Origin of the sequence: Kutzneria viridogrisea DSM 43870 (genome assembly GCF_000525635.1) — a bacterium.
Taxonomy (GTDB): Bacteria; Actinomycetota; Actinomycetes; order Mycobacteriales; family Pseudonocardiaceae; genus Kutzneria; species Kutzneria viridogrisea.
In genome coordinates this window covers 8,585,345-8,604,738 of record NZ_CP007155.1, presented here as the reverse complement: position 1 = coordinate 8,604,738, position 19,394 = coordinate 8,585,345, and the positions used below count along the sequence as shown (strand labels likewise).

Genomic DNA, 19,394 nt, shown 5'->3' with positions numbered 1-19,394 from the left:
TCCAGGTTGTTGCGAGGTACGCGTGCTGCGTCTACCCTCAGGGCAGATCAGTCACCGGGCGCACGGGCGCCGGTGTCGTGCTCGGGCGCTCGTCCCGGGTCGCATCTCCTGTCGAGAGCCGTACCTCGCACTGTTCGTGCGGAGTCGAGTTCGAGCAGGACCCGGCCGCTGTGGTGACCGACAAGTCCCGTGTCCGCGGACTCGCCGCTGGTGTTTCGGCGCCTCCGCTCTCACCGGACGACCAGTGCCGTTCCGCGTCCCGTCGGACGGCACCCGCTGGTTCGCGTAGGAGGCGCGGGCCGGTCAGGAAGGACATGTGTGAGCAACACCGAGCTCTTGGGCAGTGACGCGGTGCCCGCCGCGCAGGGTTCCCAGCAGGACTCCGCTCCTGCGCCTCGTACCGAATCCAAGGAGACCCCGCTGACCACCCAGTCGAACGGCACCGCGCCGCGTCGCCGTGCCGGTCTGTCCGGCATGGTGCTCGCCGAGCTGCGCGAACTCGCTGGCGAGCTGAAGATCGGCGGCACCGCGGGCATGCGCAAGGGAGACCTGATCGCCGCCATCAAGGAGCGTCAGGGCTCCTCCTCCGGCCGCGGGGAGACCGCCGAGTTGCCGCTGGCCGGTGTGCAGACCGCGAGCAAGCCCGCGCGCCGCACCGCCGCCGAGAAGACCGCCCCCAAGCCCGCCGTGCAGGCCGAGGCCGCGCCCGCCCCCGTCGTGGAGAAGGCCGCCGAGCCCGCGCCCGCCGCCGAGGCCAGCGCGCCCGCCGCCGAGCGCCCGGCCACCGAGGAGGAGGGTGGCCGCCGGGGCAACCGCCGCCGTCGCGCCGCCAGCCGTCCCGCGGGCAGCCCGGAGGGCGCTGAGCAGGGCGAGCAGCGCCAGCAGGGTGACCGCCAGCAGGGTGAGCCGCGGCAGAACGAGCGCCAGCAGGGCGAGCAGCGCCAGCAGGGCGGCGAGTCCCGCCAGGAGCGTGGCGAGCGCGGGGACCGCGGTGAGCGGGGCAACCGCGGCGACCGCGGTGACCGCCAGCGCGACCGCGGCGACCGCCAGCAGGGCGGCAACCGCAACGACCGCCAGAACGACCAGCACGACGAGGACGAGGACGGCACCGGCCGTCGCGGTCGCCGGTTCCGCGACCGCCGCCGCAACCGGGGCTCCGAGCGTCCCGAGCGCGGGCAGGGCGGTGGCGACACCGAGGTCCGCGAGGACGACGTGCTGCTGCCCGTGGCCGGCATCCTGGACGTGCTGGAGAACTACGCCTTCGTGCGCACCTCCGGCTACCTGGCCGGGCCGAACGACGTCTACGTGTCGCTCTCCCTGGTGCGCAAGTTCGGCCTGCGCCGCGGCGACAACATCACCGGTGTGGTGCGCCAGCCGCGCGAGGGCGAGCAGCAGCGGCAGAAGTTCAACCCCCTGGTGCGGGTGGACTCGATCAACGGCATGGAGCCGGACAAGGTCAAGGGCCGCCCCGAGTTCACCAAGCTCACCCCGCTCTACCCGAACGAGCGGCTGCGCCTGGAGACCGAGTCGCACATCCTGACCACCCGCGTGATCGACCTGGTCATGCCGGTGGGCAAGGGGCAGCGCGCGCTGATCGTGTCCCCGCCCAAGGCCGGTAAGACCTCGGTGTTGCAGGCGATCGCCAACGCGATCACCACCAACAACCCCGAGTGCCACCTGATGGTCGTGCTCGTGGACGAGCGGCCCGAAGAGGTCACCGACATGCAGCGGTCGGTGCACGGCGAGGTCATCGCCTCCACCTTCGACCGCCCGCCGGGCGACCACACCTCCGTGGCCGAGCTGTCCATCGAACGGGCCAAGCGCCTGGTCGAGATGGGTCACGACGTGGTCGTGCTGCTGGACTCGATCACCCGACTGGGCCGCGCCTACAACCTGGCCGCCCCGGCCTCGGGCCGCATCCTGTCCGGTGGTGTGGACTCCACCGCGCTGTACCCGCCCAAGCGCTTCCTCGGCGCCGCGCGCAACATCGAGGGTGGCGGCTCGCTCACCATCTTCGCGACCGCGCTGGTGGAGACCGGTTCCACCATGGACACCGTGATCTTCGAGGAGTTCAAGGGCACCGGTAACGCCGAGCTCAAGCTGGACCGCAGGATCGCCGACAAGCGGGTCTTCCCCGCCGTGGACGTCGACCCCTCCGGTACCCGCAAGGAAGAGCTGCTGCTGCCGCCGGACGAGCTTGCGGTCATGCACAAGCTGCGCCGCGTGCTGCACGCCCTGGACAGCCAGCAGGCGATCGACCTGCTGCTGGACCGGCTGCGCAAGTCCCGCACCAACATCGAGTTCCTGATGCAGGTGGCGAAGACCACGCCGGGCAGCAACGGCAACGAGGACTGAGTGGCCCGAGTGTCATGAAGGTGCCGTTCGAGACATCAGATGTCTCGAACGGCACCTTCATGACAGGACCACACAGCGGTGCCCCGGCCTCCACCAGGCCGGGGCACCGCTGTTTCCTCCCCCGGATCAGGTGCTGGGGCGCGCCGCCGGGGTCCAGCCCCGGTAGTTGCTGAAGTAGTTCAGGCCGCCCTGCGACTTGGTGACGTGGCCGATGGCCCCGTTGACCGAGGTGGCGTAGAAGCCGCCCGCCCCGTCGGAGATGCCCACGTGGCCGTAGGCGCTGATGTTCCAGTACACGAAGGCACCCAGCGGCGGGCTGTAGTTGCCCGGGTGCTGGGGAGCGCCGTTCCAGTGCGCGTTGGCCGAGGCCCAGACCCCGGTGGTGCCGTAGGAGTTCTCGGCGGCCTTCTCGCAGTAGTGCTCCCACCCGGTGCTGCCGAGGTGGCTCTGGTACCAGGCGACGGCTCCGGCTGGGGTCCCGTCAGCGGCGCTGGCGGGGGACAGGACGGATGCTTCCGCCGCAGGGGCCGCCGAGGCGCTGAGCGGAACGACGGCGAGTGCGGTGACGGACAGGGTGGCCACCGCGGCGAGCTTGGCGGCCCTCGTCAGGAAGGTGTTCACGGGCGGTCTCCTCAATGGGTGAATTACTGACCAACCGGTGAGCACGCTAAGTGCGCGTTCGGCTACCGCGCACCGGGTCTTTCCTGGATCGGAAGCCGATGGTGTGAGTCACGCCGCACGATCAGACCAAAGTTGGTAGCCGGTCCCGGCTTTCCTCGGGGCGTGGGCCCCGGGCCCAGACGCACAGCGCCACGGCGGCGGCGGTCGCGGGCAGGCCCACCGCCACGGCCAGCCCGGTGGGCACGGCCAGCCAGGACAGGCCGATGCCCAGGGCCAGCACCGCGAGGGGGTAGAGCCAGCTCAGCACCCGGCGGACCGGCTTGCGCCAGGAGCGCACCCCGCCCGACAGCACCAGGGTGACGGCGGCCGCCGCGCCGAACACCTCGGTGGACATCGGGAGCTGGCCGCCGGCGATGCCGAGCGCGAGGGAGGCGGTGCCGGTCAGCCCGGCCACGGAGGCCACGAACAGCACGGGAACGGCGAACCACAGGGGCAGCGGCAGCGCGCGCCCCGGCTCGCACAGTCCTGTTCCAGGCAGCACCCGACCAGTGTCGCGCGTCACCACCACGGTCGGTAGCCGGGGTCGGCGGGCGGCAGTGACCTGCGGTGGGCGGGGGCGGTAGCGCGACGAGCGGTCGCCGGGAACAACCGGGTGACCTGGGGCGTTGCAGCCAGAGCCAGTCGATCTGGCAGAATTACCGGTCGAGTCCGGCTCCGGTTCACCCCGCGCACGACAGCACGGCGGGGACCCGGCGGCCACCACTGAGAGGACAAGACGTTGAAGAGCGGTATCCACCCCACGTACGTGGAGACCTCGGTGACCTGCGGCTGCGGGAACACCTTCACCACGCACAGCACCAAGACCTCCGGCGCCATCCACGTCGAGGTCTGCTCCAACTGCCACCCGTTCTACACGGGCAAGCAGAAGATCCTGGACACCGGCGGCCGCGTGGCCCGCTTCGAGGCGCGCTACGGCAAGCGCCAGAAGTGAGCCGGGCCCGCTAGGGCGCAGCAAGCACGAAGGCTCCCCCACAGCCGCCGCTGTGGGGGAGCCTTCGTGTGTGTGCCCCGGTCCGGCGCCTGGGGGTCGCGGCGGACCGGGGCCCTCGGTCGCGGGGAGTGCCGCGAGCGAGGAGAGAAGCCGTGCCGACGTCGACTGGGGGCTATCAGCGCCGACACGGTGTTCACCCAGCGGGGGCTCTCCCGATCCCCGTGGGGGTTCTTGCTGGGACCAAGACTGCCCGGCCGACCGGGGGTCGCTCATCGTCAATTTTGGGTAATCGAATCCAGCCCTTCGGGCGCTAACGCCCGCGCGGACCCCTCCGATAGTTGAATCGTCCATCAGGCGAGCCGTTCTCCCGCGGTCGCCGTGGACTGGCAACGGGACGCTTCGGCAGGGGGCTGACCATGGCATGTCCTGAGGTGCACGCGCAGATCGCGCGACGGAGCCGGGCGCTGTCCGGTTCCAGGATCATCGTGTTGGTCGCCGTGCTGGTGACCGTCGTACTGAACTTGAACCCGATTCGGCAGATCGTGCCCGTCTTCCAGGTCCAGTCGCTGCTCACGCTGGGCGCCGCCGCGATCACCGCGGGCGCCGTCCTGCTGGCCTACCTGGTCGCCAGGATGGACGCCAGCCGTGCGATCAACGGGATCGCCGCGGCCATCGGCATCTACGGCCTGCTGGTCATGCCCGCGACGGTGGTCGCCTTCGGCACCGGCCCGGCCGCCCAGTTCACCCAGCTGGTCAGACTGCTCGGCTGCGCGGTGTTCCTGGTGCTGATGGGCTTCGCCGCAGGGCCGGGCCAGCCGCGCTGGACCGCCGGCTGGCGGGCCGCCCTGCTGGGCTCGCTCGTGACGCTGAGCCTGGCGGCGGTGATCACCTCCATCCCGGCACTGGACGTGCTGACCAGTTCGCTGGTCCCGTCCGTCGTTGTGCTGGTCGGCTGGTTCCTGCTGGCCGTGCACTACCTCGCGCTCGGCCTCTCCCGGCGCGCGCCGGAGCTGTACCGGATCGGTATCGGCGTGGCCGTGATCGCCGCCTCCCAGGTCATCCGGATCTCTGGCGGGGACCTGGTCCTGGCCGGGTCCACCAGGGTGCTGGGCTCGCTGCTGATGTTCATGGCCCTGTCGGTGAAGCTGCGCCAGGTCATGCAGGCGGCCGTCGAGCGCGCCGCGGAACGCGACCACGAGATGCAGAACGTGCTGGCCGGTCTGGACGGCATGACCCACGTGCTGCCGCACACCGGCCAGCAGGAGCGCGAGCTGCTCACCGAGGCCCTGCGCGAGGAGATCACCCGGCTGCGCGGCCTGCTGGACCGCAAGGTGGACCTGCCCTCCTGCGCCGTCGAGCCGGTGCTGAGCCGGCTGGTGGCCATGCGCCGCTCCTCGGGCCTGGACGTGTCCCTGGACGTGCAGCCCGACCTGCGTGCCGCCATGCCCGCCTCCGCGCTGGCCCAGGTGGTGACCAACCTGCTGGCCAACTGCGAGCGGCACGCGCCGGGCGCCAGCGTGCGGGTCAACGCCCGTGCCGCCGACGGCAGGGTGCGCATCGACGTGCAGGACGACGGCCCCGGCCTGCCGCCCGAACTGCGGCGACGTGCGTTGACCAGAGGGGTGCACGACTCCTCGCGCGGCGGCAGTGGTCTCGGCCTGTACGTGAGTTCGCAGCTGGTCGCCGACGCCGGTGGCTCGCTGGAGCTGCTGCCCACCGAGGCGGGCTGCCACGCCAGCGTGCAGGTGCCCGCGTGACCGGGCCGATCCTGATCGTCGACGACCACGCCGTGGTGGCCACCTCGCTGGCCCTCGCCCTGCGCAGCCAGGGCTTCGACGCGATCCGCTGCCCGGTGGGCTCGGCGGCGGAGGTCCTGAGCTCGGCCCGCCGCGAGCAGACCGGCCTGGCGCTGGTCGACCTGGACCTGGGCAACGGCCTGTGCGGGGCCGAGCTGGTGGGCCCGCTGCGCACGCTGGGCTGGCGGGTGCTGATCGTGACCGGTACCGAGGACCGCGCCGCGATCGCCGCCGCCGTGGTCAACGGGGCGGTGGGCTGGGTGTGCAAGTCGGCGCCCTTCCCGGTGCTGGTCGACGCGGTGCAGGCCGCCGCGGCGGGTCGCACCGTGCTGTCCGCGGCCGAACGGGCGGAGCTGCTGCGGGTGCACCAGGGCGCCAGCGCCGTCACCGAGCTGCTGGGCCGGCTCAGCGGGCGGGAGCGCCAGGTGCTGGACCAGTTGGTCGCCGGGCACCGTGCCGCGCGCATCGCCCAGGAGTTCGTGGTGTCGGTGGCCACGGTGCGCGCCCAGATCCGGTCGATCCTGTCGAAGCTGGAGGTCCGGTCCCAGCTGGAGGCCGTGGCGCTGGCCCGATCGGGTCGAGTTGGAGCTCATTAGGCAAACTGTTCGGGTGACCACACCCGTGCCAGAGGCCCTTGAGGCGTTGCTCGCCGAACACGTCGAGCTGGAGCAGCGGCTTGCCGACCCGGCCGTGCACGCCGACCAGGCCGCCGCACGCAAGCTCGGCAGGCGCTACGCCGAGCTGACCCCGGTCGCCAAGGCCATCCGCGAGCTGGAGCAGACCCGCAACGACATCACCGCGGCCCAGGAGCTGGCGGCCGAGGACGCGGCCTTCGCCGCCGAGGCCGAGTCCCTGGCGGCCCGGCTGCCCGAGCTGGAGGAGCGGCTCACCGAGCTGTTGCTGCCGCGCGACCCCAACGACGGCTCCGACGTGGTGATGGAGGTCAAGTCGGGGGAGGGTGGCGAGGAGTCCGCGCTGTTCGCGGGCGACCTGGTGCGCATGTACCTGCGCTACGCGGAACGGCACGGCTGGAAGGCGGAGGTGCTCGACGCCACCGACTCCGACCTGGGCGGCTACAAGGACGCCACGATCGCGATCAAGACCAAGGGCGGGGCCGAGGTGGACGGGGTGTGGGCCCGGCTGAAGTTCGAGGCCGGGGTACACCGTGTGCAGCGGGTGCCGGTGACCGAGACCCAGGGCCGCATCCACACCTCGGCCGCCGGGGTGCTGGTCTATCCCGAGGTCGAGGACGTCGAGATCGAGATCGACGAGAACGACCTGCGGGTGGACGTGTTCCGCTCCTCGGGCAAGGGCGGGCAGAGCGTCAACACCACCGACTCCGCGGTGCGCATCACGCACCTGCCCACCGGCATCGTGGTGTCCTGCCAGAACGAGCGCTCGCAGTTGCAGAACCGGGCCCGCGCCATGGAGGTGCTCAAGTCCCGGTTGCAGGCGCTGGCCGAGGAGAAGGCCCAGTCCGAGGCCTCGGCAACGCGGCGCAGCCAGGTGCGCACGGTGGACCGCTCCGAGCGGATCCGCACCTACAACTTCCCGGAGAACCGGATCTCCGACCACCGGGTGAACTACAAGGCGCACAACCTGGACCAGGTGTTGCAGGGCGACCTGGACGCGCTGCTGGACGCGCTGGCCACCGCGGACCGGGCCGAGCGGCTCGCGGCGGCGGGCAATGGCTGACGTCCGGCACCGCCGCCCGCTCCGCCTGGCGATCATGGACGCGGAGCGCATCCTGGCCGGAGCGGGCATCGACAGCGCCCGCATCGACGCCGAGCTGATCGCCGCGCACGTGATCGGCGTGGACCGGATGAAGCTCCCGCTGGTGCCGCTGGTCGACCCGCAGGTGGTCGACGGCATCGGCAAGCTGGTGCACCAGCGGGCCAAGCGGGTGCCGTTGCAGCACCTGATCGGCTGGGCCCCGATGGGCGCGCTGAGCCTGCACGTGGGCCCCGGCGTGTTCATCCCGCGCCCGGAGACGGAACTTTTGCTGGAGTGGGGTTTGCGCCAGCTCCAGGGCGTCGAGCGGCCGGTGGTCGTTGACCTGTGCACCGGCTCGGGGGCGCTGGCCCTCGCCGTGGCCAACGCACGTCCGGACGCCGTGGTGCACGCCGTGGAGAAGGACCCGCAGGCGCTGGCCTGGGCCCGGCGCAACGCCGACACCCGTGCCGGTGCGGGGGACCGGCCGATCCGGTTGCACGCCGGTGACGTCACCGACCCGGGCCTACTGTCCGAACTGGACGGTTCGGTGCAGCTCGTGCTGTGCAATCCGCCTTACGTGCCAACGGGAACGCCGGTACCGCCCGAGGTCGCCGAACACGACCCCGCGCAGGCCGTGTTCGGCGGGGCCGACGGGCTCGACGTGATCCGGCACGTGGTCACGTGTGCGGCCCGCCTGCTGCGACAGGGCGGCGCCGTGGCCATCGAGCACGACGACACCCATGCGCGGGCCGTGCCGGAGTTGCTGGCCGCCCGCAGAGTGCTCGGTGAGGTCGCCGACCACGAGGACCTGGCAGGCCGCCCGCGCTTCGCCACCGCCCGGTTGGTGCTCGGCTGAGCGGGACTCGTCGTCGTCCGGGCGGGACTCGCCGCCCCCAGAGCGGGACTCGCCGGTGGTTTGCGCGCGACACGCCGGTGGTTGGCGCGAGTCCCGCTCTGCTGCACGCGAGTCCCGCCCACCGGTGCGCGAGTCCCGGCCACCGGCGTGCGAGTCCCGGTCAGGAGGTGGTGCCGGACAGCATGGCGTCGAAGATCGGCTTGGTCCTGGTCCACTCGCTGGCCGGTGCGGAGGCGTACACGTCGTACTGGACCCCGCTGCCCTGCCAGTACAGGATCTCCACGTGCCGGGGCTGACCGTCCAATGTGTACGTGAACTCCCAGCGCACCGCTGACTTGCCCGTGAAGTCCTGGCGTGCCAACAGGATCCGCTTGTACGCGGGCTGGTTGGTCCAGGACTGCTGCTCGTAGCCGGTGAGCCAGGCGTACAGGTCCCCGTCGGCGGCAACGCCCTGGTAGCGCACGAACCGCCCGCCGGCCCCGCCACCGGCCGGGTCGTCGGCCTGGAACCCGTTGCGGATCGTGCTGATCCGCCAGCCCTCGGGGATCACCGTGTGCAGCCCGCTGGGGCCGTCCACGCGCTGGTAGCCCGCGGGCGGACCAGCACCGGTGGGGGTGGCCACCGGCTCCGCGGTGCCCGCGACCAGGGTCGAACCGTGCGCCAGGAGCAGCGTGCCGCCGACCAACGCGGCCGCCACGAGGTACCCGCCCGCCATGATCAGCGCCAGCGGTAGCGGTCCTCGGTCGTTCGGCACTGTCCACCTCGTGCAGACGCGGCAGAATGGCTGTCGGGACCACTGTAGCCAGGGGAGCGCCACGATGAACCTCGCTGGGCCGAACGGGTGGCGAGCCACACGTGAGTGGAAGGACATCTCCACCAAGTGGCGACTGGTGCCCGACGGGCTGCGCTCCAGCCGCCCCGAGGACCCGTTCGCCCGCGGCTGGGTGGCGCTGGAGGCCGGTGAGCTGGGGCAGGCCGAGGACCTGTTCCGGGAGGCGGTCCGCCAGCGCGGGGACGGCAACGACTACGTGGCGCTGGGCGACGTGTTCGTGGCGCGGCGGGACTGGTCGGGGGCCGCCGACCAGTTCGAGCGGGCGCTGCTGGTGGCCCCGCTGTCCGTGCTGGCGATCCTGGGCCTGGCGATGGTGCGGGCGGCCACCGGGGCCGCCGACACCGCCATCGCCGAACTGGAGGTGCTGGCCCGCACCCGGCCGGGCGACCCCGTGGTCGGCTACTACCTGGCGCTGGCGTTGATCGCGCGCACCGTGGAGGTCCGCACCGAGGGCAGGGGCGGTCAGCTGGTGATCTCGACCCAGTACCAGCTGGACACCTGCGACTGGCTCGCCGGGCGGGTGCTGGCCAGCGGCACCGAGGACGCCCAGCTGATCGCCGCGGCCAAGGCCCTGCAGGCCGAGGTCCGGCAGGGCCGCGAGCTGGTGTGGAGCGAGCAGCGCCCGACGCTGGTGCTCGCGGGACTCGTGCTGCTGCTGGGCGTCGTGCCGGTGCTGCTCGGCGGACTGCTGGCCAACGTGCCGCTGCTGGTGGCCGGGCTGGTGCTGGGCACCGGGCTGGTCTTCTGGCTGTTCTACCGGTACCGCCAGCCCGCCTGGCAGGTCGCGCTCGGCACGATCACGGGCAGGGCATAGCATCCCCTGGCGTGAGCACGATCTACGACTGCAGTCGACAGGACAGCCGCGAAGCCGGACTGGCCGCCGCGGCGGGGGCCATCCGCTCGGGACGCCTGGTCGTGCTGCCCACGGACACCCTGTACGGCATCGGCTGCGACGCGTTCGACGCGGCGGCGGTGCGTTCCCTGCTCTCCGCCAAGGGCCGTGGCCCGGACATGCCGATCCCGGTGCTGGTGGGCTCCTGGACCACCATCGACGGGCTCGTCTTCTCCGTGCCCACGCAGGCCCGCCAGCTGATCGAGGCCTTCTGGCCGGGCGCGCTGTCGATCATCCTTCAGCACGCGCCCTCGCTGAACTGGGACCTGGGCGACACCCGGGGCACCGTGGCCCTGCGCATGCCGCTGCACCCGGTGGCCATCGAGCTGCTGCGCGAGGTCGGCCCGATGGCGGTGTCCTCGGCCAACCGCTCCGGCTATGCCCCGGCGACCACCGTGGCCGACGCCGAGTCCCAGCTGGGCGACTCGGTCTCGGTGTACCTGGACGGCGGCACCGTGGACCACGGGGTGGCCTCCACGATCGTCGACCTGACCGGTCCCGAGCCGCGCGTGCTGCGTGAGGGCGCGGTGACCTTGGCACAGCTGAGCGAAGTCCTCGGGACCCAGGTCGAGCTGGCCTGAGCCGTCGGCCGGAGAGCGGGACTCGGCTGCGGCAGAGCGGGACTCGCCGGGGTTTGGCGGGGCCGAGCGATGATCAACTAGCCCGTTGGCGGGCGGGTGGGCGGACAGCGGTAGCGTTGCGGGCACAGCCGCCGAACAGGTGGCGGCACTTGACTCGGAGCGACAGGACCACCCCGTGGGTATCTCACCTGTACTCCCCTCGGCCGGTCTGACCCCCGTCCGGGAGTACCTGCTCGTCGGGCTCACCGCGGCCGCGGTGACCTTTCTGCTGACCAGCCTGGTCCGCCTGGTGGCCATCAGGATCGGCGCGGTGGCCAAGCCGCGCGCCCGCGACGTGCACGTGGTGCCGATCCCGCGGCTGGGCGGCGTTGCGATGTACGCGGGCGTCGTGGCCGCGATGCTGCTTGCGCACCAACTCCCGGTGCTGAGCAACTCCTTCACCTTCTCCCGGGACCCGCTCGCGGTGCTGGTGGCCGGGGGTGTGATCAGCCTGGTCGGTGCCCTGGACGACCGCTTCGAACTGGACTCGGTCACCAAGCTGGCCGGTCAGGTGACCGCGGCGGGCATCCTGGTGCTGCTCGGCGTGCAGTGGCTGGCCTTCTGGGTGCCCTGGGACACGCAGAACGGCAGCCTGGGCTCAGTGCTCGTGCTGGGGCCCAACCAGGGCGCGGTGCTGACCCTGCTGCTGACCATCACGATGATCAACGCGATGAACTTCGTGGACGGGCTGGACGGGCTGGCCGCAGGGATCGGCTTCATCGCCGCCGCCGCCACCTGCGCCTTCTCCCTGGGCCTGCTCGCCCAGTCCGGCGGGGACGTGCACCTGTACCCGCCCGCCCTGATCTCCGCCGCGCTGGCCGGGGCCTGCCTGGGTTTCCTGCCGCACAACTTCAACCCGGCCAAGATCTTCATGGGCGACTCCGGCTCCATGCTGATCGGCCTCATGCTGGCCGCTGCCAGCACTTCCGCCTCCGGTCACCTCAACTACTCGGTGGTCGGCCCGACCGACCTGATCGCGCTGCTGACCCCGATGCTGGTGGTCGCCGCCGTGCTGTTCGTGCCGCTGCTCGACCTGATCATGGCGATCATCCGCCGCACCAGGAAGGGCCTGAGCATCGGCAGCGCCGACAAGATGCACCTGCACCACCGGTTCCTGGAGATCGGCCACTCGCAGCGCCGGGCGGTGCTGTTGATCTACCTGTGGGCCGGGCTGCTCGCCTTCGGCTCGGTCGGGCTCGCGCTGGTTCCCAACACTGCCATCGTTGTCATCTGCATCGGGGCAGGTCTGTTGCTCGCGCTGCTGATTTCGGCCATCCCGCGGTTGCGTACCATGCGGGTGCGATGACTACCGACGAGAAGTCCCTCCCGCCCCTCGACTCGATCGAGGGAACTGTGCTGCGCTACGCCCACGGGATGCGGCGCTACGCCCTGCTGCCCACCTCGGTCGTGGCGGTACTCGCCATCGCCGTCTGCTCGGTGATCGCCGGGCTGGCCGGTGCCATCGCCGCCGTGCTCGGCTCGGTGGTCATCATCGGCGGCGGCATGCTGGTCCTGTTCGTGATGCGCAGGACCGCGGCCCAGCCGCCCATGGTCGTGCTGGCCGCCGCCCTGGCCACCTACATGGGCAAGTTCGTCTTCCTGCTGGCCTTCGGGCTGGCCTTCAAGGGCACCTCCCTGTTCGACTCCAAGCTGTTCGCCTACTCCGTGCTGGCGACCCTGGTGGTCTGGACGGTGGGCGAGGTCATCGGCTTCCGCAAGACCAAGGTCCTGACCCTGATCACGGGTGCTACGGGACCTAAGTCCTGACTTTCCGAACTGGCCAGTAGCCGTAGTACGGGTGTTCTGAGACGCCTGCTACAGTTCGCCTCGATGGGGTCAGGAACCTGACCGTCCCGGGAGGCCGAGGGGACGGACGGGAAGGCTGCACCGTCATCTCCCACCTCAGTCCAGGTCTACCGCGACCGGTCTGGGGCTGGACGACAGGCATGGACACCCCTGTGGAGTGCCCACGGTGCCTGACGTCCTGAAGCCGGGGGGCCGCCTCCTTGTACCTGACGTGTGTCGGGTACGTTAAGTCCTGATCGTGACGATTCCCCCAGTGGTGTGACACGCCAGCGTGGGAGAACCGGAAGGAGCCCAGGTGGGCGCGCTTGTGGTGGCCGAGGGTGGCGCGCAGTTCGTGGCGCCCGGCCCGCAGAGCTTTCTCTACCCGGAGATCTTGCCCGGGGTGACGAAGCCGGTGCTGCAGATCGCCTTGGCGGTGATCCTGGTCGGCGCGTTCTACGTGATCGCCTCGGGGCGCCTGAAGCTGGTTCCCGGCAAGGGTCAGTTCATCTCCGAATACCTGTACGACTTCGTGCGCAACGGCATCGGCCGCGAGCAGATCGCGGCCAAGGACCTGCGCCCGTATTTGCCGCTTCTTCTCACGATGTTCACCTTCATCCTGGTGAACAACCTGTTCGGGTTCATCCCGTTCTTCCAGCTGCCGACGATGGCCCACATCGGGTTCCCGCTGGGCCTGGCGCTGCTGGCCTGGGTGCTGTTCATCTTCGTGGGCATCAAGCGGCACGGCTTCGGCCACTACTTCGGCAAGACGCTGTTCCCGCCGGATGTGCCCAAGGGCGTGCTGATCCTCTACACGCCGATCGAGTTCGTCTCGACCTTCATCTTCCGTCCGATCACGCTGACGGTCCGGCTCTTCGCGACCATGTTCGCGGGTCACATCATGCTGCTGGTCTTCATCGAGGGTGGCACGTTCTTCCTCGAACAGTCGGTCATCGGCATCAAGTTCATCTCGCCTGTCGCATACGTGATGGCGATCGGGCTCAGCTTCCTCGAGCTGCTGATCCAGTGCCTGCAGGCGTACGTCTTCACCATGCTGACCGCCAACTACATCGGCGGCGCGCTGGCCGACGGCCACTAAAGACCCCCGATCCGCATCGTCTGCGGACCGAGTGTGAAAGGGAACAACCCAGTGCAGATCGAACTCGCTTCCAAGGGCCTCGCCGCCATCGGTTACGGCCTCGCCGCCATCGGCCCCGGCGTCGGTGTTGGTCTGATCTTCGCCGCAGTCATCAACGGCACCGCCCGCCAGCCCGAGGCCCAGGGCAAGCTGATCGGTATCGCGTGGCAGACCTTCGTTCTGGTCGAGGCCCTGGCACTGCTCGGCTTCGTGCTCTTCTTCCTCGCTTCCTGACGGTCGACCTTCGAGTAGGGAGACGCCGTGACGAACTTCTTGGTTGCTGAGGGAGCGCCGAACCCGGTCATCCCCAGCATTCCCGAGCTCATCATCGGTCTGATCGCCTTCGCCATCCTGCTCTTCCTCATGAGCAAGCTGGTGGTCCCGCGCTTCGAGAAGCTCTACGCCGAGCGCGTGGACAAGATCGAAGGCGGCATCAAGAAGGCCGAGCAGGCGCAGGCCGAGGCCGAGCAGGCGCTGGCGCAGTACAAGGCGCAGCTGGCCGACGCACGTGCCGAGGCGGCCAAGATCCGCGACAACGCGCGGATCGAGGCCGAGCAGATCAAGGAGGAGCTCCGGGCCCAGGCCCAGGAGGAGTCCTCGCGGATCGTCGCCCAGGGGCAGGCCCAGCTACAGGCCCAGCGCGCGCAGATCGTCGCCGAGCTGCGCTCCGAGCTCGGCCGCCTCGCTGTCGACCTGGCAGGCAAGGTGGTCGGCGAGTCCCTTGAGGACGATGCGCGCAGGCGCGGCACCGTGGACCGCTTCCTCGACGAGCTGGACGCCACCGCGGCGCCCGCGAGCAAGTAGGCAGAGGACACGATGACGTTGCACGCACTGCACGCCGCGAGCCGGGACGCCCTGGCCGCAGCCGAGCTGCGGCTGCTCGACGTGGTCGACGGTGTCGACCCCGACGGGCTCACCGCCCTCGGTGACGAGCTGTTCTCGGTCGTCGGCCTGCTGGCCGGGGAGCACGGGCTGCGCAGGGTCGTCGCCGACGCCTCCTCCGACCCGGCGGGCCGTGAGGCCCTGGTCCGCGGTCTGCTGGCGGGCAAGGTCGGCGAGCCCACGCTGCAGGTGCTCGCCACCGCGGTCACGGCGCGGTGGTCCAGCGCCCGTGAGCTGCTGGACGGCCTGGAGTCGCTGGCCCGCACCGCACTGCTGGTGCGGGCGGAGCGGGAGAACAGGCTGGACGCGGTCGAGGACGAGCTGTTCCGGTTCGGCCGGATCCTCGCCGGTCAGCCCGAGCTGGAGCGCCTGCTCTCGGCTCGGGACGGTGCCAGCGAGGCCAAGCTCGGCCTGGTCGACACCCTGGTGTCGGGCAAGGTCGAGCCGGTCACCAAGCAGCTCGTGGAGCAGCTCGTCGTGCTGCCCCGGGGGCGTCGCCTGGTGGCCGGTCTCGAGGAGCTGGCCGCCGCGGCGGCCAAGCGCCGGGAGCGCTCGGTCGCCTACGTCCGCACGGCCAGCCCGCTGACCGAGCAGCAGTACGAGCGCCTGGCGGCGACCCTGACGCGGGTCTACTCGCGTCCGATCGTGCTCCACGTCGAGATCGACCCCGATCTCGGCGGTGGCCTGGTGATCCGGGTCGGAGACGAGGTCATCGACGGCAGCGCGGCAGGGCGCCTGGAAGCGCTTCGCCGCCAACTGGCCGCCTAAACGGCCCCCACGACTTGCAACACTGGCCAAGCAGAGAAGTGAGAGCAGGAACGACATGGCGGAGCTGACGATCTCGTCGGACGAGATCCGCAGTGCGATCGAGAACTACGTCACCAGCTACTCCCCGGAGGTCAACCGGGAAGAGGTCGGCGTCGTCACCTCCACCGGTGACGGCATCGCCAATGTCGAGGGCCTGCCCTCGGCGGTGACCAACGAGCTGCTGGAGTTCCCCGGCGGCATCCTGGGCGTCGCGCTGAACCTGGACGTGCGGGAGATCGGTGCGGTCATCCTCGGCGGCTACGAGTCGATCGAGGAGGGCCAGGAGGTCAAGCGGACCGGCAAGGTGCTCTCCGTGCCGGTCGGCGACGGCTTCCTCGGCCGCGTGGTCAACCCGCTGGGCCAGCCGATCGACGGTCTCGGCGACATCGTCGCCGACGACAACCGCGTGCTGGAACTGCAGGCCGCCACCGTGATGCAGCGGCAGCCGGTCAAGGAGCCGCTGCAGACCGGCATCAAGGCGATCGACTCGCAGACCCCGATCGGCCGCGGCCAGCGCCAGCTGATCATCGGTGACCGCAAGACCGGCAAGACCACGGTCTGCGTCGACACGATCATCAACCAGAAGAAGGCCTGGGAGACCGGCGACCCCAAGCAGCAGGTGCGCTGCGTGTACGTCGCGGTCGGCCAGAAGGGCTCCACCATCGCCTCGGTCAAGCGGGCGCTGGAGGACGCCGGTGCGCTGGAGTACACCACCATCGTCGCCGCCCCGGCCTCCGACCCCGCCGGCTTCAAGTGGCTGGCCCCCTACACCGGCTCGGCCATCGGCCAGCACTGGATGTACGAGGGCAAGCACGTCCTGATCGTGTTCGACGACCTCACCAAGCAGGCCGAGGCCTACCGCGCGATCTCGCTGCTGCTGCGCCGCCCGCCGGGCCGCGAGGCCTACCCCGGAGACGTCTTCTACTTGCACTCCCGTCTGCTGGAGCGCTGCGCGAAGCTGTCCGACGAGCTCGGTGCGGGTTCGATGACCGGTCTGCCGATCATCGAGACCAAGGCCAACGACATCTCGGCCTACATCCCCACCAACGTCATCTCGATCACCGACGGCCAGTGCTTCCTGGAGTCCGACCTGTTCAACCAGGGTGTCCGCCCCGCGGTGAACGTCGGTGTGTCGGTGTCCCGAGTCGGTGGCTCCGCGCAGATCAAGGCCATGCGCAAGGTCGCCGGTTCGCTGCGACTGGACCTGTCCCAGTACCGCGAGCTGGAGGCGTTCGCCGCCTTCGCCTCCGACCTGGACGCGACCTCCAAGTCGCAGCTGGACCGCGGCGCCCGGCTGGTCGAGCTGCTCAAGCAGCCCGCCTACAGCCCGTTCGCGGTCGAGGAGCAGGTCGTCTCGATCTTCGTGGGCACCCGTGGCCACCTGGACACCGTGCCGGTCGCCGACGTGCGCCGCTTCGAGTCCGAGTTCCTGGACCACGTGCGCCGCAACGAGGCGGGCATCCTCAGCGAGATCAGGGACACCAAGGACCTGAGCTCGGAGAACGAGGAGCGCCTCGTCAACGCCATCAACGCCTTCAAGCAGCAGTTCACCGCCTCCGACGGCAGCTCCGTGGTCAACGAGCCGGCCGCCGAGGCGATGGACGCCGACAAGGTCGGGCACGAGTCGGTGAAGGTCAACCGGCCCGCTCCCACCCAGAAGTGACGTGAGCAGCCATGGCTGAGCTTCGAGTCCTGCGTCAGAAGATCAGGACGGTCAAGTCGACGCAGAAGATCACCAGGGCGTACGAGCTGATCGCCACCTCGCGCATCCCCAAGGCGCAGGCACGGATGGCGGCGGCCAAGCCGTACGCCGACGAGATCACCAACGTGCTCTCTGCACTGGCGGGAGCGTCCACACTGGACCACCCGCTGGTGGTGCCGCGCGAGCAGCCCAAGCGGGCCGGTGTCCTGGTCGTCACCAGCGACAAGGGCATGTGCGGCGGCTACAACTCCAACGTCATCAAGGCGGCGGAGGAGCTGCAGTCGCTGCTGCGCGAGCAGGGCAAGACGCCGGTGTTGTACGTGATCGGGCGCAAGGGCCTGAACTACTACAACTTCCGCCGTCGTGAGGTCGCGGGCTCCTGGACCGGTTTCTCCGAGATCCCGCACTACACCGACGCGGCGAGCACCGGCGAGAGCCTGGTCGAGGCGTTCATGCGGGGCGCGGACGACGAGGGCACCGACCCGGGGGCCGACGGCATCCTCGGCGTGGACGAGCTGCACATCGTCTACACCGAGTACAAGTCGATGCTGACCCAGGCCCCGGTGGCCGTCCAGGTCGCGCCGATGCAGGTGGAGTACACGGAGGAGCCGGACAGGCTCACCCCGTCCTACTCCTTCGAGCCGGACGCGGAGACGCTGTTCCGCGAGCTGCTGCCGAAGTACGTCAACACCAGGCTGTTCTCGGCGCTGCTGCAGTCGGCGGCCTCGGAGCTGGCCTCCCGGCAGCGGGCCATGAAGGCGGCTACGGACAACGCGAACGACCTGATCCGCAGCTACAGCCTTCAGGCCAACCAGGCCCGCCAGGCCCAGATCACCCAGGAGATCAGCGAGATCGTCGGTGGCGCCAACGCGCTCGCTGCCGCAGGAAGTGATGAGTGACATGACTACCGCTACCGCTAGCGGCACCGGCCGCATCGCTCGCGTCCTCGGCGCCGTCGTCGACGTCGAGTTCCCCCGCGACGCCGTTCCCGAGCTGTTCAACGCGCTGACCGTCAAGGTCGACGCGGCGGGCATCGACCGGACGCTGACCCTGGAGGTCGCCCAGCACCTGGGTGACAACCTGGTCCGCACCATCTCCATGCAGCCCACCGACGGCCTGGTCCGCGGCCACGCCGTGGTCGACTCCGGCAAGCCGATCTCGGTGCCGGTCGGCGACATCGTCAAGGGCCACGTGTTCAACGCCCTCGGCGACTGCCTGGACGAGCCGGGTCACGCCGCCGACGCCGAGCACTGGGGCATCCACCGCAAGGCGCCCGCCTTCGACAAGCTCGAGGGCCGCACCGAGATGCTGGAGACCGGCCTCAAGGTGATCGACCTGCTCACCCCGTACGTGCAGGGTGGCAAGATCGGTCTGTTCGGTGGTGCCGGTGTGGGCAAGACGGTGCTCATCAAGGAGATGATCATCCGTGTCGCCCGGAACTTCGGTGGTACCTCCGTGTTCGCCGGTGTCGGTGAGCGCACCCGTGAGGGCAACGACCTGATCCTGGAGATGACCGAGGACGGGGTCATCAACGACACCGCCCTGGTCTTCGGTCAGATGGACGAGCCGCCGGGCACCCGTCTGCGGGTGGCCCTGTCGGCGCTGACCATGGCCGAGTACTTCCGCGACGTCCAGAACCAGGACGTGCTGCTGTTCATCGACAACATCTTCCGGTTCACCCAGGCCGGTTCCGAGGTGTCGACCCTGCTGGGTCGCATGCCCTCGGCCGTGGGTTACCAGCCGACGCTGGCCGACGAGATGGGTGAGCTCCAGGAGCGGATCACCTCGACCCGTGGTCGTTCGATCACCTCGATGCAGGCGATCTACGTGCCCGCCGACGACTACACCGACCCGGCGCCGGCCACGACCTTCGCCCACCTGGACGCCACCACGGAGCTCTCCCGCGGTGTGTTCGCCAAGGGCATCTTCCCGGCCGTGGACCCGCTGGTCTCCACCTCGACGATCCTCAACCCGGCGATCGTCGGCGACGAGCACTACCGCGTCGCCCGCGAGGTCGTGCGCATCCTGCAGAAGTACAAGGACCTGCAGGACATCATCGCCATCCTGGGTATCGACGAACTGTCCGAAGAGGACAAGGTCACGGTGCAGCGGGCGCGGCGCATCGAGCGCTTCCTGTCGCAGAACATGTACTCGGCCGAGCAGTTCACCGGCCAGCCGGGTTCCACGGTTCCGCTGAAGGAGACCGTCGAGGCCTTCGACCGCATCGCCAAGGGCGAGTTCGACCACATGCCCGAGCAGGCCTTCTTCATGTGCGGTGGCCTGGAGGACCTGGAGAAGAAGTACAAGGAACTCACCGGCAAGTGAGTCCCGAGCTGTGAGCAGAGGCCGGTGTCGCCCACACGGGCGCACCGGCCTCCGCTGTCAGTGGCGCCCGGGGTTGGCC

Annotated in this window: 20 protein-coding genes; 17 read left to right on the top strand and 3 right to left on the bottom strand. The window is 70.2% G+C overall.

The genetic code is table 11. The features are described from left to right. Positions 1–318 precede the first annotated feature (318 nt). Positions 319–2,355, top strand: coding sequence for a transcription termination factor Rho (gene rho, locus KALB_RS37475; RefSeq protein ID WP_025360814.1), 2,037 nt, complete (start codon positions 319–321; stop codon positions 2,353–2,355). Between the two features lie 126 nt (positions 2,356–2,481). Here rho and KALB_RS37470 read toward each other — a convergent pair whose 3' ends face one another. Both KALB_RS37470 and KALB_RS37465 read right to left on the bottom strand, forming a co-directional pair. Continuing rightward, positions 2,482–2,976: a hypothetical protein gene (locus tag KALB_RS37470; RefSeq protein WP_025360813.1), complete on the bottom strand. Its 495-nt coding sequence runs from the start codon at positions 2,974–2,976 to the stop codon at positions 2,482–2,484. Between the two features lie 121 nt (positions 2,977–3,097). Next, positions 3,098–3,517, bottom strand: coding sequence for a hypothetical protein (locus KALB_RS37465; protein ID WP_148309807.1), 420 nt, complete (start codon positions 3,515–3,517; stop codon positions 3,098–3,100). A 237-nt stretch (positions 3,518–3,754) separates the two neighbouring features. Between KALB_RS37465 and rpmE the strand changes: the two genes are divergently transcribed. The 5 genes from rpmE to prmC all read left to right on the top strand — a co-directional run bounded on the left by rpmE (position 3,755) and on the right by prmC (position 8,332). Next, on the top strand, positions 3,755–3,967 hold the full coding sequence (gene rpmE / locus KALB_RS37460) for a 50S ribosomal protein L31 (protein WP_025360811.1): 213 nt from the start codon (positions 3,755–3,757) through the stop codon (positions 3,965–3,967). 416 nt (positions 3,968–4,383) lie between these two features. After that, entirely contained in the window at positions 4,384–5,724 is a 1,341-nt protein-coding gene (locus KALB_RS44605; protein WP_148309806.1) for a sensor histidine kinase, read from the top strand. Beyond that, positions 5,721–6,359 (top strand): response regulator transcription factor, encoded by a 639-nt coding sequence (locus tag KALB_RS37450; RefSeq protein WP_025360809.1) that lies wholly within the window; start codon positions 5,721–5,723, stop codon positions 6,357–6,359. Before KALB_RS44605 ends, KALB_RS37450 begins: the two co-directional genes overlap by 4 nt. 13 nt (positions 6,360–6,372) lie before the next feature. Beyond that, positions 6,373–7,458 (top strand): peptide chain release factor 1, encoded by a 1,086-nt coding sequence (gene prfA / locus KALB_RS37445; RefSeq protein ID WP_236650105.1) that lies wholly within the window; start codon positions 6,373–6,375, stop codon positions 7,456–7,458. After that, positions 7,451–8,332: a peptide chain release factor N(5)-glutamine methyltransferase gene (prmC, locus tag KALB_RS37440; protein WP_025360807.1), complete on the top strand. Its 882-nt coding sequence runs from the start codon at positions 7,451–7,453 to the stop codon at positions 8,330–8,332. Before prfA ends, prmC begins: the two co-directional genes overlap by 8 nt. A 160-nt stretch (positions 8,333–8,492) precedes the next feature. Here prmC and KALB_RS37435 read toward each other — a convergent pair whose 3' ends face one another. Then, a complete protein-coding gene (locus KALB_RS37435; RefSeq protein WP_025360806.1) occupies positions 8,493–9,086 on the bottom strand; it encodes a serine/threonine kinase C-terminal domain-containing protein in 594 nt (197 codons plus the stop codon). 64 nt (positions 9,087–9,150) lie between these two features. Here KALB_RS37435 and KALB_RS37430 point away from each other — a divergent pair, with 64 nt between their 5' ends. From KALB_RS37430 to atpD, 11 genes are all read left to right on the top strand, one after another. Then, positions 9,151–9,978: a tetratricopeptide repeat protein gene (locus KALB_RS37430; RefSeq protein WP_025360805.1), complete on the top strand. Its 828-nt coding sequence runs from the start codon at positions 9,151–9,153 to the stop codon at positions 9,976–9,978. 11 nt (positions 9,979–9,989) lie between these two features. Then, the gene (locus KALB_RS37425; protein WP_025360804.1) at positions 9,990–10,637 is read left to right on the top strand and encodes an L-threonylcarbamoyladenylate synthase; all 648 of its coding nucleotides are present in this window, start codon (positions 9,990–9,992) and stop codon (positions 10,635–10,637) included. Between the two features lie 181 nt (positions 10,638–10,818). Continuing rightward, the gene (locus KALB_RS37420) at positions 10,819–11,982 is read left to right on the top strand and encodes a glycosyltransferase family 4 protein (RefSeq protein WP_025360803.1); all 1,164 of its coding nucleotides are present in this window, start codon (positions 10,819–10,821) and stop codon (positions 11,980–11,982) included. Beyond that, a complete protein-coding gene (locus KALB_RS37415; RefSeq protein WP_025360802.1) occupies positions 11,979–12,443 on the top strand; it encodes a Cg1360 family ATP-synthase-associated protein in 465 nt (154 codons plus the stop codon). The genes KALB_RS37420 and KALB_RS37415 overlap by 4 nt, the downstream gene beginning before the upstream one ends. A gap of 334 nt (positions 12,444–12,777) precedes the next feature. After that, positions 12,778–13,560: a F0F1 ATP synthase subunit A gene (gene atpB, locus KALB_RS37410; RefSeq protein WP_025360801.1), complete on the top strand. Its 783-nt coding sequence runs from the start codon at positions 12,778–12,780 to the stop codon at positions 13,558–13,560. A gap of 51 nt (positions 13,561–13,611) precedes the next feature. Further along, positions 13,612–13,833 (top strand): ATP synthase subunit c family protein, encoded by a 222-nt coding sequence (locus KALB_RS37405; protein WP_025360800.1) that lies wholly within the window; start codon positions 13,612–13,614, stop codon positions 13,831–13,833. Positions 13,834–13,860: 27 nt separating this feature from the next. Continuing rightward, the gene (locus tag KALB_RS37400) at positions 13,861–14,403 is read left to right on the top strand and encodes a F0F1 ATP synthase subunit B (protein WP_030107927.1); all 543 of its coding nucleotides are present in this window, start codon (positions 13,861–13,863) and stop codon (positions 14,401–14,403) included. 12 nt (positions 14,404–14,415) lie between these two features. Further along, positions 14,416–15,249 carry a F0F1 ATP synthase subunit delta gene (locus KALB_RS37395; RefSeq protein ID WP_030107926.1) on the top strand — a complete coding sequence of 278 codons (834 nt, stop codon included), beginning with the start codon at positions 14,416–14,418 and terminating at the stop codon, positions 15,247–15,249. 55 nt (positions 15,250–15,304) lie between these two features. Beyond that, positions 15,305–16,951 carry a F0F1 ATP synthase subunit alpha gene (atpA, locus tag KALB_RS37390; RefSeq protein ID WP_025360797.1) on the top strand — a complete coding sequence of 549 codons (1,647 nt, stop codon included), beginning with the start codon at positions 15,305–15,307 and terminating at the stop codon, positions 16,949–16,951. 11 nt (positions 16,952–16,962) lie between these two features. After that, complete coding sequence (locus tag KALB_RS37385; protein WP_025360796.1) at positions 16,963–17,889, top strand: F0F1 ATP synthase subunit gamma; 927 nt, start codon at positions 16,963–16,965, stop codon at positions 17,887–17,889. 1 nt (position 17,890) lies between these two features. Beyond that, positions 17,891–19,315 (top strand): F0F1 ATP synthase subunit beta, encoded by a 1,425-nt coding sequence (gene atpD, locus KALB_RS37380; RefSeq protein ID WP_025360795.1) that lies wholly within the window; start codon positions 17,891–17,893, stop codon positions 19,313–19,315. Positions 19,316–19,394: the final 79 nt, after the last annotated feature.